We start from the raw sequence: 15484 nt of genomic DNA on the forward strand, positions 1-15484 counted from the left end.
AAGACAGTTTATGTGTTCATTCAATTATTCGCAAATTATGAAACTTTTGCCAAATGTTTTTCAATCACTTTTTCATAAAGTAATTCATATTGTGGCATAATTACGTCTAAACCAAAGTTTTTAGACTGTTCAAAGGCTGCTTTTTTAAATTGTTGATGCACTTCAGGCAATTGAAGAATTTTTAAAGCATTGGCTGCCATATCGTCCACATCGCCCACATTTGAAGTAAAGCCGGTAACCCCGTGAATATTCAACTCAGGCAAACCGCCCGTGTTTGATGATATTACAGGAACTTCACAGGCCATTGCTTCTAACGCAGCTAAACCAAAACTCTCACTTTCAGAAGGAAGTATGAATAAATCACACACCGATAAAATTTCTTCAATCGGTTCCAGTTTGCCCAAAAACACCACTTTATCACCGCACAATTCCAGCTCGCGGCATTCTTTTTCAATATTTATACGTTCAGGCCCGTCGCCTATCAGTAGTAGTTTTGCGGGTAGTTTTTCAGATATTTTTTTAAACACCTGCAACACATCTCCTACCCTTTTCACTTTTCTAAAGTTTGAGGTATGTGCAATTAAAAATTCACCGTAGGGCGCAATTGCTTTTTTGAAATAATCGCGAGGCTTTTTGCTGAATTTCTCAAAATCGATAAAGTTGTATATCACCTCAATATCGTTGGTGATTTTAAAGTTTTCAAACGTTTGCTGCCGTAAACTTTCCGAAACGGCTGTTACTCCGTCGCTTTGATTGATAGAGTATGATACCACAGGCTCGTAAGTAGGGTCTTTACCAATCAGCGTAATATCCGTGCCGTGCAAGGTGGTAACCACCGGTAGGTTTATTCCTTCCAACGCAAGTATTTGCTTGGCAAAAACTGCCGCCGCCGCATGCGGAATGGCATAATGCACATGCACAATGTCAAGCTTCTCAAACTTAGCAATATCTATTAGTTTACCCGTTAAGGCGGTTTCGTAAGGCGGGTATTCAAACAGGGGATAACTGCTCACCCCTACTTCATGGAAGAAAATATTCTGCGAAAAAAAATCTAATCGTGCCGGCTGGCTATATGAAATGAAATGAACTTTGTGCCCTTTCATGGCAAGGGCCTTTCCTAACTCTGTGGCAACCACACCACTACCACCAAAAGTGGGGTAGCATACTATTCCGATATTCATGTGCTCAATTTAACATCAAAACTAAGTGTTTTGTTTCATAAGCAGTTTGCCATAGCGTGAATTTTGTGGCACTTTTGTGCAACAGTATAAAATGGATACAATTTTTACAGATGAGTATTTTATGCGTGTTGCCTTACGCGAGGCACAGCGGGCTTTTGAGGAGGATGAAATTCCTGTGGGAGCGGTTGTGGTTTGCAACAACAAGGTGATAGGCAAAGGCTATAATCAAACAGAAAAACTTACGGATGTAACAGCACACGCTGAAATGCTTGCCATTACTGCGGCCAGTAATTATTTAGGCGGTAAGTTTTTAGAGGAGTGCACACTATACGTTACCCTTGAACCTTGCGTGATGTGCGCCGGAGCCATCTTTTGGGCTCGGCCTGAAAGAGTTGTGTTTGGCGCAGGAGATGAGAAGAGGGGTTTTGCAAAACACGGAAACTTGCTGCACCCCAAAACCGAATTGATAACCGGGGTACTTGAGCACGAATGCTCGGTATTGCTGAAAGAGTTTTTTAAGGCAAAAAGAAAATAAAGGGCAGTAAACACCATGGAGTCTCTAGTGGTTTGCGGAGAAGAGTTGGTTTTATTGCCTGAAAAGGCAATATGGTGGCCCGCACAACAAACACTGATACTGGCCGATTTGCACTTGGGTAAAAGTATGCACTTTCGCAAGGCCGGAATCCCGTTGCCGTTACTAAGTCAGCAAAAAGATTTTGTAGTGCTTGAAAAATTGCTGCAAACTCCGCAGCTAAAACAGGTATTGTTTTTGGGTGATTTATTTCACAGCAGTTATAATAGCGATTGGGAATTGCTGGGTCAATTAATCAGCAAGCATCAACACTTGCACTATACTTTGGTGCAAGGCAACCACGATATTTTACACGAGAACGAATACAAACGGTTTGGCTTTGAGGTGTTTGATTTTTTGCATTTGGGTCCCTTTTTATTTACGCACGAGCCGGTAGAAAACCCGTCGGCCTATAATGTTTACGGGCATATTCATCCCGGAGTAAGGCTTGCGGGAGGCGGTGGCCAAAGGCTTAGGCTTCCCTGTTTCTTTTTTTCAGAAAAATATGCGGTATTGCCTTCTTTTGGCAAGCTAACAGGCTTGTTTGCCTTAGCGCCAAAAAAAACCGACCGTATTTTTGCCATAAGCGAGGATAAAATTTTTAGATTGAGTTGATTTTGTCGAAAAAAGCCCTGTTTATAGATATTAGCGACAAAAAATCCAGAAATTAGCACCATGAAAAGAATATTTCTATCTATTTTATTGTTTGGCTGCCTATTGCCCTTATCGGCCACACACCTTCTTCAAGGGAATTTACAATACAAATACAAAGGGACAGACAACAATGGTGATTTGGTTTACCTAGTAACACTGGAGTTGGTTAGAGATTGTTCGTCACAAACAAACAAACCTCTACGTTTTGATAACACTATAACGGTGGGTCTTTACAAACTTGACAATGGTAAATATATACTAGACCAATCAATAAATATGAGTTTAGGCGGCGAATCTAAAATACAAGGCCGGGGAGTTCATACAAAACCCGATTCAACATTATGTCTTTGGAGGGGTTTTTATGAAAAAGAAATTACGCTTAAATCAACAATAGCCAGTTATTATTTAGCTTGGACCCGCTGTTGCAGGTATGGTTCAGATAACCTTACCAATGCGGCCGATAACGGCAATCTGTTTTATGTAAAAATTAACACAGGTTCTTCTGCCCAAAACGTTTCTCCATATGTTGAAGACGAATCACCGTTGATTATGAATGCAGCAACACATTTTGTTACTTCGTTTGCAAACATAGATGAAGACGGAGACAGCCTAAGCTACCATTGGGTAAACGCCATAAATGAAGGAGACCCGGTTAACCCAATTCCAAGCCCGAAAAATGAAATATTTCCCCCGTTTACTCAAGCAGGTTATGTAAACGGATACAGTGTAAATGCGCAATTGGGAACCACCAATAGCTATACGATATTAGACAGTATAAGGGGAACGCTGTACGCAAAAGCAGCTTCTGTGGGCAGGTACACGCTTTCTTATGAAGTACGCGAATGGCGAGGCGGAACTCTTATAGGCAGCTATTACAGAGAGAAAGCAGTTATTGTGTTGGCTAATAATCAATCTCAACTTGAGAAAATTGACCTTGTGGCTAACGCTCCTGATATTAAAAAGAAAAGAATAGGAGTATTGTGGAGCCATACTTTACAAGGCTCGGTTACCTCTTTTACATTGGAAAGGAGAAGGAAGGACTCTACCAGCTGGAACACCATTGCGGTTTTAGATAGTCAGACAACATCGTATGTTGACACTAACATTGAGTTTGATTTTTATTATTTTTATAAAGTAACCGCTAACTCTAGTGCTAATCCTACATCAGATGCTGATTCGGCTATTGTTAGAAATAAAACACTATCTGCCCAAAGCATTCCGCAGTATAGCGTTGCTATTTATCCAAACCCATCAAACGACAGGGTGTATGTAAGCACTGCTCCTGATGTGAAAATCACCAAGGCGCAACTGATAGATATTACCGGAAAAGTAATAACTACGATTAAAGGGGAAGATGTATCAGAAGGAATTTCAGTAAAAGGGCTGCCACAAGGCATTTACCTGATTAAGATTTACGACGGAAGCGCAGTGCTAACCGAAAGAATAAGCGTGTATTAATACGTTAATTAAACTCATTGAAAAGGGCCGCGGTTTTGCGGCCCTTTTTTGTTTTCGATAAACGTACAATACTGTTTAAACCTTACCGATTGTTATCGCGTTGTATTGTAAACCAATAACCTATGGGCAAGTTGTTTACTATCTTTTTATTGCTGATTTCGGGGTTTGCGGTGGCAAATACTCCGCTCACCGTTGAACTGCGGTATCAGTATTTGCAACCCACAGGAACGGATAGTATGTTGCTGCGGGTTGAGCTTATCAATTATTATTCGTCATACATTGCCCTGCCGAACTCATCGCTAAGGCCGACAATAAGTGTTTATGAAACCAAAAAAAGCGGGAAAATAGTATTGAGAGATACACTTAGGATTGAGTCTGTAACCGAGGAACTGCCCAATTTCTCACCCGGCACTTCAACAGCGTATAGCTTATACAAGGTAGTTTTTTCAGATACGTTAGCCGTTCCAAACACAGCAACGGGTTACACGCTGTACTACAGGGAAAACCCGCTTTACGGACGACAAGCTTCGCTTTCAAGTGCTACTTGTGCCGTTCCGCCTAACACCGCCCAACACACGATGCATGAACATAATTTGGCCGGATACCACGCAATGGCAATGGGCGAAACGTTTGTTATAAACGCACAATCAACGGATAAAGACGGCGACAGTCTTACCTACGAGTTTGCCCCTGTACTTTATAACAACTTAAGCTCTTATGAAAGAATACCGGACGTGTTTGATTCGTCAAAACTTTTTTGGCCCATGGGAGATATTGCTACAGCAGCAGCAAAGCTTGGCGGCGATATTACGCTAAATGCATCGGGGCAAATTACCTGCAAATCAACCAACCCCGTAGGCGTATTGTTTGGTTTTTCAGTAACCGAGTGGAGAAATGGGGCAGCCATTGCCAGCTACTACAAACAAATACTGCTGTATTCTGTATTGCCTAAAAATCCTGACAATGCCTATATTGATTTGTGGGGAAACACCGATAAAAACGGTACTGTTTTATCTTGGCAGCACTCACTAAACGGGAGCGAGGTTTTTACCGTTGACCGCCGAATAGATACGGGAATTTGGGTAACATTGGGGACGGTCTCTTCCCAAAACTACTGGAAGGATAATCAGCTTTTTGCAGATACAATACTTCGGTTGTATCGGATAAGAGCGATAGGGAATAAAAACAGTAAGGCGGTAAAGGTGCTTTCAAACCAATGGACTGTCGGAGGTAAAAAGACTGCATTACAAGTAGCCAGCCCTTTTGAAACCAAAGAAATAAGAGTTTTCCCTAACCCAACCACCAATACGGTTTTTATTGAAACAGACGAACCGCTTAGTAACGTTGTAATTGCTGATTTGACCGGTAAAACACTTCTTACAGTGCAATACGCTGCGGCACAAGGCGTTGATGTTTCGGGCTTGGGCGCAGGTATTTATGTGCTTACTATTGTGAGCGAGAAATTAGTTAATACGCTACGCTTTGTGAAACAATAGTAAATTACATCAGCAAACAGGAACAACCTAAAAAACCCCGCATGAAAACCCTTATCCCTACCCTTTTATTAGTGCTTAGTTGTTTCACTGCATCAGCCACCCACATCATAAACAGCAGTATTCAATACGACTTTAAAGGGCTAAACCAACAAGGGCAGGAGGTGTATGAAATAAGCTTGGTTGCTTACCGTGATTGTAATGCTTCACAGATTGTTTTTGATGATACTGTTCTAATTGCAATATACGATGATCCCAGCCAAAACCTTTTAAAAACAGTTAAGCAAGCATTAACAAAAGAAGAAGCTGTATTTGCCGCTATGCAGCCATCAGCGGTTTTAATTTCACCGGGATGTTACCGCACAGGTATTTACACGTTTACTTTTATTGCTCCTTTGGGGCACAATGGGTTTCAGTTAGTATGGCAGCGTTGTTGCCGAAGCACAATTTCTAACATTGTTGACGAAACGGGAAGTACCGCATTGGCTTATATACCTGCTGAAGGCGTCCAAAACAGTTCCCCGCGGGTATTGGGATTTAAAGAAAACATGGTGATGGGTATAAACGTATTTACAGAGCTTGATTTTTCTAACTACGATGCTGATGGAGATAGCCTTGTTTATTCTCTATCAACACCTCTGAGCGGTTTAACAGCAGCGAACCCGATTGCCACCAGCTACCCGTCGACGCTAACAGTTTTTCCAGTCGCTTTATATAGAAACAGCTATAGTTTCAGCTTTCCGCTGGGCACTAATACAAATTTTAAACTGGATAGAAACTCAGGCAAAGCAACTTTTTTTGGCACAAATACAGGCAGGTTTTTGGTAGGATTAACCGTGAGTGAGTACAGAAATGGCCAGCTGATTACCCAACACAATAGGGAACATCTTTTATTTTTAATAGAACCTCAACACCCCAACGGAATTTACTTAGATGTAATTCCATTTGGCAAGAAAGGGCTTGAATGTAAATGGAGTGATTTTACGTTAGACTCTGCTTTGAGCTACCGGCTTTTTAAGCGCAAGGAAAACACAAGCCTTTGGGATACAATACCCGTAACGGGTAAAAGCTATATTGATACAGCGATTGAAACAGATACCGTTTACGAATACTTTGTAAAAGGCATAACAAATGAAACCGCATGGTATTCACTAATTAAAAAAGGGAAAAGAGGATTGGGCATTTTTGTTAATGAGCAAAATACACCTTCACTGAAAATTTACCCCAACCCTACGGCCAACGCGTTGTTTATTGAGACCAACGAACCTCTTAGTACAGTTGTAATTACTGATTTGGCAGGAAAAACTGTTCTGCATGAGCAGCATATGCCAACTCAAGGCATTGATGTTTCGGGGTTAGCAGTGGGCACTTACATTGTGCAGGTAATGAGCAATAGCGGCATTGCCACCGCTAAGTTTTATAAAAACTGAGGCGGTATTACCTCAACACATCTTGTATTTCAGTTTTCTTATCAAAAACGCTTTTTGCAAAAGGGCATAACGGAATAATCTTAAGCCCGTTTTTGCGGGCATACTCCACTCCTGCCATTACCAGTTGCAGCCCTGCGCCTTTTCCACGCAGCGAATCGCCTACTTCGGTGTGGTCGATAATCATAGTGGTGTCGCCCGCCATACTATACGTCATTTCTGCTTGTATCAAGCCGTCGCCCTCAATATAAAAACTGCCTTTGTGGCCTTCTTCTCTGTGTTTAATTTCCATAACTGTACAACAAACATCGGATATTTTTATTGAGTTTGTCTTTACACCGAATGTTAAAAATTTGCCCGTATTCTGTCAAACATCAAATCAACCCACAAGGCATACATTTTACCCGAAGGGTGCAACTCATCGTACGCCACCAGTGATAAATCGTTTTTTGCCAAACGGCTGATGGGGGTAATGTCAAAATAGGCTACCTGTAACGAGTCGGCAAAATGTTTATTCACCGCATTGTACTCGTCAATCTCTTTGCCTATTCGTGCTGCATCACCCTCGCCTATTGGGGTCGCGCCGTAATCAGGAATGCTGATCACCACCACTTTGTTTTTATCCCCGCCCGCAAACGTAATAGCCGTTTGCAGCAGTTGCGGAAATTCTGATTGGTACAACGCCATCGGCTTACGTTGGTATTGGTTGTTTACCCCAATTAGCAGCGTTACCAAGTCGAAAGTGTCGGCAATGTTGGCGTTTTTTATTGCGTTACTAAGGTTGGTGGTCGTCCATCCCGTTTGGGCAATAACTTGCAGTTTAGCAACTTCCAGTTCTCCCGTTGCTTCTAAGCGGTCTTTCAACAAATACGGAAACGAAACCGCCTGAGCTACGCCTTCGCCTTTGGTGTAAGAGTCGCCCAGAGCCAATATTTTTATCTTTTTTGCTGCGGGTTGCATTGTTGCGGGCTCATCCGCCTTACGGCAATTTACAAACAATGTAAAAGCCAGTAAGGGGAATAGTAGAGTTTTCAGTACCTTGTTCATGCCAACTGTTTATAAACATACGTAGCGGCAGGCACTTAGGTTTGTTGCCGCCATTATATTTGCAGTAGTATATGGAGATGGATTTGTATGCGGTAATCGGTTGGGTAGGGGCAGGCCTGTTGCTCACGGGCTACTTGCTGTTTTCAGTAGGTAAGTTTGATGGGAAACTTTGGCTGTACCATTGTTTCAATCTGTTTAGTTCAGCACTGTTGCTGGTTAATGCCATTTACAATGCCTCGGGCCCGTTTATTTTGGTAAACGGTGTTTGGTGCTGCATCTCTGTTTACGGAATTATTAAATCGCTGAAAGCAAAAGGGGATTAAACACCCTTTTAAATACCCAGTTAAAATTATAGGTTTGTATTAACCGCTATTTATGGCCGCCAAAGACACTTTTACAAAAACCGTTGCTAACACCGCTTTTGATTTTGCCAAAATACAACTGCTGGAGAACCATTTGGACAAACACGCCCAAGCTACGGCCAATGGAAAAGAGCAATTTAAAAACCTGCCTTTGGCACGCAACCGCGCCGAACATATACGCTGGCGCGCGATAGAAAACCTTGATAAATACCTGCTGGAGTTTGAAACCAACTGCACGCGCAACGGGATAAAGCTGTTGTGGGCTCCCGAAGCGGCCGATGCTTTACTGGAAATAGAGGAGATATTTAAAAAACACAAAATCACTTCGGCGGTAAAATCAAAATCATCGGTTTGTGAAGAGATAGGGTTGAGTAAGCACCTTGAGGCAAAAGGGTTCAACATTACCGAAACCGATGTAGCCGATACCGTAATTAAGAAAACAGGCGATACCTCGTCGCATGTGATACTTCCTGCACTGCATAAAAAGCATCAGGAGATTATACCTCATTTTAGGGCGCAGTTGCCCGAAGACAGAGAGCAAACCATAGAAGATACGGTGAACGTGATAGCCAACGGTACACGCAAAAAATACTTTGAGGCTCAAGCGGGTATCACGGGCTGCAACTTTTTGATTGCCGACCCCGGCAGCATTGCCCTTACCGAAAACGAAGGCAATATCATTTTCTCGTCAGGCATACCGCAAGTACACATTGTGTTGGCGGGCATTGATAAAATAATCCCCTCGATGGGTGATTTGGATACTCTTTGGCCATTGCTTGCCACCTACGGAACGGGGCAGAGAATCACCTCGTATAATACCATTATCAACGGCCCCAAAGGGGCAAAAGATACCGACGGTCCGCAAGAAGTATACGTAGTTTTGATTGATAACGGACGCAGCAGCCTGTTGGCAAAAAAGGAGCAACGCCCGGCACTGACGTGCATAAAATGCGGAGCTTGTTCAAACGTATGCCCTGTTTACAAAACCATTGGTGGTCATGCTTATGGCATTATCAATCCCGGACCTATCGGAGCGGTAACCGCCCAGCACTTGCAGCCCAAAGAGGGCTTTACCCACTTAAGCGGGGCATCGACCCTGTGCGGCAAATGCGACCAAGTTTGTCCGGTTAATATTGAGATACACAACCTGTTAGTCGAAAACAGACGGGAGAACGCCGAAAACCAAAAACACGGCCTGATAGAAAACTATGTTTGGAAAATGATTATCGGGGCGATGCTTAACCGCAAAAAGATGAATCGGGGCGAAACGTTTAAAAACCTGATTATTAAATCATCGTACAAAAAAGATTGGGGCGAGCGTCGCGAGTTTCCTGAATTGGCCAAGAAATCATTTAACCAACTTTGGAGAGAACAACACAATGAGAAATAAACTGTTGTGGGTACTTTGGGTACTGCTTTGCCCAGTATTGGCGCAAGCACAAAGCACCTTCCCCGTAAACGGGGTGAACAATCCGCAAATTAGCCGTTACACTTTTATCAATGCTACCATTTACGTTTCGGCAGAGTTGGTGATTGAGGGCGGAACGCTGGAGATAGAAGACGGCAAAATAAAAGCAGTAAAAAAGAAAGGGGAGAAGTACGACACCACCGCGATACTAATAGACGTGGAGGGAAACTACATTTATCCCTCGTTTATAGATGTGTATAGCAGCTACGGGATGCCTGCCACCGCTGAAAAAAAACGCGAGCGCGGCGGAATGCCTCAATACGAAACCAATACCAAAGGAGCTTTTGGCTGGAATGAAGCGTTGAAGCCCGAAACCCAAGCCTCGCTATTGTTTATACACAACCCCAAAGATGCCGAAGAACTGCGCAAGGCGGGCTTTGGTACAGTGGTGAGCTTTGTGCCCGATGGGATAGCAAGGGGTACATCGGCACTGATTGCGCTGAACAACGAGAAAGAAAACAAAGCGGTTTTAAACACAACCGCAGGAGCAAACTTCTCCTTCAAAAAGGGGAGTAGCGGGCAAATATACCCCGCCTCGTTAATGGGTTCGGTAGCCCTTATCCGTCAAACGTTTTACGATGCGCAAGCCTACCAACGCGGCTATTTTGCCGAAACCAATCTTTCGCTGGAGGCATTGAACACCCAATTAAAACTGCCTTTGTTTTTTGAAGCATCGAACCGCTGGGACATTGCCCGCATTCAAAGAATAGGGAAGGAGTTTGGCCACAATTACATTATAAAAACCAACGGCGATGAATACCTGTTGTCCGATGCGCTAAAAAAATCGCCGGCCAACTTGGTAATACCTGTTAACTATCCTGCTCCCTTAGAAATTAAAACCTATTTTGATGCGGCGGCAGCAAGTTTTAACAACTTAAAACACCGCCATTTAGCCCCTTGGAATGCGTACTTGCTGCAACAAAAAAACATCACGTTTGCGTTTACCGCCGACGGACTAAAAAGTAAAGCCGATTTTTTAAAGAACATTCGAGAGGCAGTAACCGGCGGATTGGATGAAAAGACCGCGCTGAATGCACTCACTATTATTCCTGCGCGGTATGTAAAAGCTGATGATAAACTGGGTACGCTTGAAAAAGGCAAGCTGGCCAGCTTTATTATTGCCACAGGCAATATTTTTAATAAGGAGACCCAATTGCTTGAGAACTGGGTGCAAGGCAACCGCTTTGTAATAGGAGCGGAGCCGCCCTACTTTTTAGGGTTTAATTACAACCTGTTTATTGACGGCCGACCTGAAACCGAAATAGAATTTGGGTTTAAGAAGGACAAGAAATTTGACATTATGCCCGTTCCTTCAAATTCAACTAATAAAATAGATAAAATTATTTATAATCAAGAAAATCAAAATATTAGCTTTTGCTTAAAAACGGATAAAGATACTTTTTTATTAAGCGGTTGGAAAGAAGGTGATAACCTGTATGGAACCGGAACCAACCGTTTGGGACAAACCGTAAAGTGGGAGGGACGCGAAAAAGAAAGTGCGGATACCGTCAATACAAGCGGTCCAAAGAAAATTAAAGCGTTTCCTGAGTACACTGTTGGTTTGCCTTACGCGTATGCGAAAAAAGAAAGCAACACCTTTTTGGTGCGTAATGTAACGGTGTGGACGAACGAAAAAGAGGGCGTGCTGCGCAATACCGATGTGCTAGTTAAAAACGGAAAAGTGGTTTCGGTAGGTGAAACCGATTTGAAGAAACACGGCATTGCCGATGCTTCAACCATTACAGTGATTAACGGCACCGGAAAACACCTTACCGCAGGCATTATCGATGAACACTCGCACATTGGCATTATGGGCGGAGTGAATGAGGGCAGCCAATCGGTTACCGCCGAGGTTAGCATAGAAGATGTATTAGACCCCGAGGACATAAATATTTACAGGCAATTGGCCGGCGGTGTAACTACCTCACAACTATTGCACGGTTCGGCCAACGTAATAGGCGGCCAAAGCGCGGTGATAAAACTTAAATGGGGACAGATGCCCGATAGTATGCTATTTGCCGGCGCACCCGGCCGCATAAAGTTTGCTTTGGGCGAAAACGTGAAGCAAGCGAATTGGGGCGACCGATTTACCGAGCGTTTTCCGCAAACACGGATGGGGGTAGAGCAGGTATTTGACGACGCGTTTATCCGTGCCGCCGAGTATGAAAAGGCGTGGGCGGATTATAAATCGGGTAAAGTTAAAAAAGAACCCCGCAAAGACCTTGAACTTGAAGTACTATTAGAGGTAATAAAAGGTAAACGGTTAGTAACCTGTCACTCCTACAATCAGCAAGAAATTAACATGCTGATAAAAACCGCCGAGAAACACGGGTTTAACATCAACATATTTACCCACGTGTTAGAAGGCTATAAAATTGCCGATAAAATAAAAGAACACGGGGCAGGAGCCAGCAGCTTTGCCGATTGGTGGGGCTACAAATACGAAGTGATTGAAGCCACACCATACAATCCTGCATTACTTACCAAAGTAGGGGTGGTTACTTGCATCAATTCAGACGATGCCGAAATGGGTCGCCGATTGAACCAAGAAGCAGCGAAAGCGATTAAATATGGGGGCATGAGCGAAGAAGAGGCCCTTAAAATGGTTACGCTTAATCCTGCCAAACTAATGCGGATAGATAACCGTGTGGGCAGTATCAAAGCAGGTAAAGATGCCGATTTGGTGCTGTGGAGCGGTCATCCTTTATCGGTATATTCAAAACCGATAAAAACATTTATTGAGGGGGTAGCTTATTTCGATGCCGAGGAGCACCAAAAGGCCGAAGCCCAACTGCTGAAAGAGAAGCAGGCGTTGATTGAAGAAATGAATAAGGCCATTGCCGAAGGCAAAACAGGAGAGAAGCCCAAAACGGAAGAACATAAAACCTACCACTGCGACGACGAAGAAATATACGGAGAGGAGGACGGACAATGAAAAAACTACTGATTACAGCTGCCGCCCTGCTGGGCTTGTGTTCTTTGAACGCTCAGGTTGACAGCACCGAACGCTGGTTTACCGGAGCTGATATTTACACGGCTACGGGTGCCGTATACAACAACGGAGCGTTGGGCATACGCAACGGGAAGATAATTTATGTAGGTGCTAAAGAGGGTGCGCCGATACAAGGTCAAACCGTTGATGTGAGCGGAAAACGCATTTACCCCGGTTTGATAGCATTAAACACCATTTTAGGACTTAGTGAAATTGAGGCAGTACGCGCCACCAATGATTTTAACGAAACGGGCAGCAACAATGCCAACGTGCGCTCGGCAATAGCGTTTAATACGGATAGTAAGGTAATCCCTACGGTGGTTTCAAACGGTATTCTTACCGCACAGGTGTGCCCGCGCGGCGGAATAATTTCGGGTCAATCATCGGTAATGATGTTGCAAAACCGAAATTGGGAAGAAGCCACTTATGCCGCCGATAACGGCATACATATTAACTGGCCTAACTTCAACGGGGAAGAGAAAAACGACAAGGCAGCCGCTGAACAAGTGGCAAAAATTGTGGGTTGGTTGCAGCAGGCAAAAAGTTACTCGCAACAAAAAACTACTGAAATCAACCTTAAAAACGAGGCTCTGAAAGCGGCATTGGCAGGCACCAAAAAAGTGTTTGTACATACGGACAATGCCCGCGCGATGGTAAACGCCATCCAAACCCTGCGCGAGTTTTCTATCACCCCCATTATTGTGGGGGGAGCTGAGAGCGGACAGATTACCCATATTTTAAAACTAAACAATGTGGCGGTAATTATCAGCCGTACCCATCGCTTGCCCGATAGTTACGACGAAAGTTATGAGGAGCCCTATGCGCTGCCCGCTCTTTTGTGGCGCGATAGCATTCCGTTTGCCATTAGCGATATTAACTTTTGGGAGCAACGCAACTTGCCTTTTCAAGCAGGACAAGCGGTTGCTTTCGGGTTGCCTTACGAAGAGGCTATAAAGTCTATAACTCTTTACCCCGCTCAGTTATTGGGTATTGAAAAAACTACGGGCAGCTTGCAAACAGGCAAAGACGCTACGTTTATTGTTACTGCGGGTGATGTGCTGGATATGCGCAGCAGCAAGGTGGAGCAAGCCTTTTTACAAGGCCGCTCACTTGATTTAAATGACCCCCAACGTCAGCTGTACGAAAAGTACCACGAGCTGATTTTGGGCGAGAAGCCGTAATACCCTACCCGATTCATCATTAGCCCGACGTTCCCACTGTCGCCTTCACCTAAAGAGGAGGGAAATGTTAAGACTCTGCCTGCACCCCGTCATTCCCGCGTAGGCGGGAATCTAATGAGCCCAACAATAGTCTCAGTTATCAGAACTTTTTCGTCGATCAAAGGATTGCGCGTGGCTTCCCTCCTTGATAAGGAGGGGCTGAGGGGGGTGTGCTTGCCCAAATCATCGGGAATAAATCCCGATGCTATTGATAGAGTGCTGGCAATCTATCCATAGCGCAGGGCTAAAATAAAAAACCCGAAGCTCATCACTTCGGGTTTTTAGTTATATACGTATACTAAATAGCTTAGCCGGCATTATCTAAGGCTTCCCTTAGTTTTGAAGCTTGGCGTTTCAAATCACGCACTTCTTCTTCGCTCATAAAACGGTAGCGTCCACGTGGAAGATCTTTCTTCGTCAAACCTGCATAATACACACGGTCAAGCTGGTCTACAGTGTAGCCCAAGTGCTCAAACATACGGTGAATTATGCGGTTACGTCCGCTATGTATTTCTACACCCACACGGGTTTTATCGCCTTGTATGTAGGCAATGTTATCTACCGCAATAGGGCCGTCCTCAAGCTCAATACCACGCAATAGAGCATCCATATCCGCATCGGTCAAGTTTTTGTCCAAAACAGCTATGTAAACCTTTTTAACGTTGTATTTAGGGTGAGTAAGCACCTGTGCCAAATCTCCGTCGTTAGTAAACAATAAAACACCAGTGGTATTCCTGTCCAAACGACCTACGGGGAAAATGCGCTCCTTAGTGGCTTGACCCATAATATCCATTACGGTTTTGCGCCCTTCAGGGTCATTCATTGTAGTAATATAATCTTTTGGCTTGTTCAGCAACAAGTACACATAATCTTCGCGGCCAATTACTTGTCCGTTGTAGCGTACGATATCACCTGGGCGAACGCGGCATCCCAATTCTGTTACTACCTCGTTGTTGATGGTGATAATACCTTGCTGGATTAGTTTGTCAGCCTCGCGACGTGAGCAAATACCTGAGTTTGAAAGGAATTTGTTCAAACGTACTTCTGTGTTCTCGTCGTACTGAAACTGGTGAGTTGTGTAGCTGTGCTTGTTCTTTTCTTTCGGAACTCGCTTTTTCTTAACAAAATTTCCGCCGGGCTTAGTACCAAAAGGTTTTTTGCCAAACTTATTATTGTTGTTATTGTTAAACGGCCTTTTAAAACCGCCACCACCGCCTGAACGGTTGTCGCCGCCTCGGTCGCGATTGTAACCGCCACCACCGCCGTAACTGTTTCCGCCGCCTTCGTTATTGCGTCGGTAGTTAGGGTTGTAGGGTCGGTCGGTTCTTGGAGGGCGGTCGCCGTAGTTTTGGCGATCACCATAATTAGGGCGGTCTCCTTGTGGTCGATCACCTTGTGGGCGGTCGTAAGGTTTCTTGTAGGGACGGTTGTACTCTACTTTTTCAAAACGCGATTTATCATCGTCGTTTCTTTTTTCTTCAGTGCCGTCAGAATCTTTTTTAATAATAATTCTTTTGCGGAAGCGCTTGCGCGGGCCATTGTCGCCCGAGTCAGAGCTGAATCCACCTTCCCGGCGGTTCAAGTCATCGTTACTCATGAATCTGTGTTGTT

Annotated in this window: 13 protein-coding genes; 9 read left to right on the plus strand and 4 right to left on the minus strand. The window is 44.0% G+C overall.

From position 1 onward, the window contains the following. Window positions 1–35: 35 nt before the first annotated feature. Entirely contained in the window at window positions 36–1181 is a 1146-nt protein-coding gene (gene bshA / locus F9K23_08060) for an N-acetyl-alpha-D-glucosaminyl L-malate synthase BshA (GenBank protein ID KAB2916549.1), read from the minus strand. 91 nt (window positions 1182–1272) lie between these two features. Here bshA and F9K23_08065 point away from each other — a divergent pair, with 91 nt between their 5' ends. The 5 genes from F9K23_08065 to F9K23_08085 all read left to right on the plus strand — a co-directional run bounded on the left by F9K23_08065 (window position 1273) and on the right by F9K23_08085 (window position 6787). Continuing rightward, window positions 1273–1716, plus strand: a complete 444-nt coding sequence (locus F9K23_08065; protein KAB2916550.1) for a nucleoside deaminase — start codon at window positions 1273–1275, stop codon at window positions 1714–1716. 15 nt (window positions 1717–1731) lie between these two features. Then, window positions 1732–2367 carry a ligase-associated DNA damage response endonuclease PdeM gene (pdeM, locus tag F9K23_08070; GenBank protein ID KAB2916551.1) on the plus strand — a complete coding sequence of 212 codons (636 nt, stop codon included), beginning with the start codon at window positions 1732–1734 and terminating at the stop codon, window positions 2365–2367. Window positions 2368–2427: 60 nt separating this feature from the next. Continuing rightward, window positions 2428–3864 carry a T9SS type A sorting domain-containing protein gene (locus tag F9K23_08075; GenBank protein ID KAB2916552.1) on the plus strand — a complete coding sequence of 479 codons (1437 nt, stop codon included), beginning with the start codon at window positions 2428–2430 and terminating at the stop codon, window positions 3862–3864. A gap of 122 nt (window positions 3865–3986) precedes the next feature. Further along, on the plus strand, window positions 3987–5360 hold the full coding sequence (locus F9K23_08080) for a T9SS type A sorting domain-containing protein (protein ID KAB2916553.1): 1374 nt from the start codon (window positions 3987–3989) through the stop codon (window positions 5358–5360). A gap of 41 nt (window positions 5361–5401) precedes the next feature. Further along, a complete protein-coding gene (locus F9K23_08085) occupies window positions 5402–6787 on the plus strand; it encodes a T9SS type A sorting domain-containing protein (GenBank protein KAB2916554.1) in 1386 nt (461 codons plus the stop codon). Between the two features lie 7 nt (window positions 6788–6794). On the opposite strand, the gene F9K23_08090 is transcribed toward F9K23_08085, so the two are convergent. After that, window positions 6795–7076, minus strand: coding sequence for an N-acetyltransferase (locus F9K23_08090; protein KAB2916555.1), 282 nt, complete (start codon window positions 7074–7076; stop codon window positions 6795–6797). Between the two features lie 53 nt (window positions 7077–7129). Beyond that, complete coding sequence (locus tag F9K23_08095; GenBank protein ID KAB2916556.1) at window positions 7130–7831, minus strand: SGNH/GDSL hydrolase family protein; 702 nt, start codon at window positions 7829–7831, stop codon at window positions 7130–7132. 71 nt (window positions 7832–7902) lie between these two features. Between F9K23_08095 and F9K23_08100 the strand changes: the two genes are divergently transcribed. The 4 genes from F9K23_08100 to F9K23_08115 are packed head-to-tail and all read left to right on the plus strand — an operon-like array spanning window position 7903 to window position 13834. Further along, window positions 7903–8154, plus strand: a complete 252-nt coding sequence (locus F9K23_08100) for a hypothetical protein (GenBank protein KAB2916557.1) — start codon at window positions 7903–7905, stop codon at window positions 8152–8154. A 52-nt stretch (window positions 8155–8206) separates the two neighbouring features. Then, window positions 8207–9583, plus strand: a complete 1377-nt coding sequence (locus F9K23_08105) for a lactate utilization protein (GenBank protein ID KAB2916558.1) — start codon at window positions 8207–8209, stop codon at window positions 9581–9583. Continuing rightward, entirely contained in the window at window positions 9573–12596 is a 3024-nt protein-coding gene (locus tag F9K23_08110; GenBank protein ID KAB2916559.1) for an amidohydrolase family protein, read from the plus strand. The genes F9K23_08105 and F9K23_08110 overlap by 11 nt, the downstream gene beginning before the upstream one ends. Beyond that, a complete protein-coding gene (locus F9K23_08115; GenBank protein ID KAB2916560.1) occupies window positions 12593–13834 on the plus strand; it encodes an amidohydrolase family protein in 1242 nt (413 codons plus the stop codon). The genes F9K23_08110 and F9K23_08115 overlap by 4 nt, the downstream gene beginning before the upstream one ends. 346 nt (window positions 13835–14180) lie before the next feature. Here the strand turns inward: F9K23_08115 and F9K23_08120 are convergent, their stop codons facing one another. Then, on the minus strand, window positions 14181–15470 hold the full coding sequence (locus F9K23_08120; GenBank protein KAB2916561.1) for an rRNA pseudouridine synthase: 1290 nt from the start codon (window positions 15468–15470) through the stop codon (window positions 14181–14183). Between the last annotated feature and the right edge of the window lie 14 nt (window positions 15471–15484).

It is taken from the genome of Bacteroidota bacterium, assembly GCA_008933805.1.
Lineage (GTDB): Bacteria > Bacteroidota > Bacteroidia > UBA8524 > UBA8524 > SB11.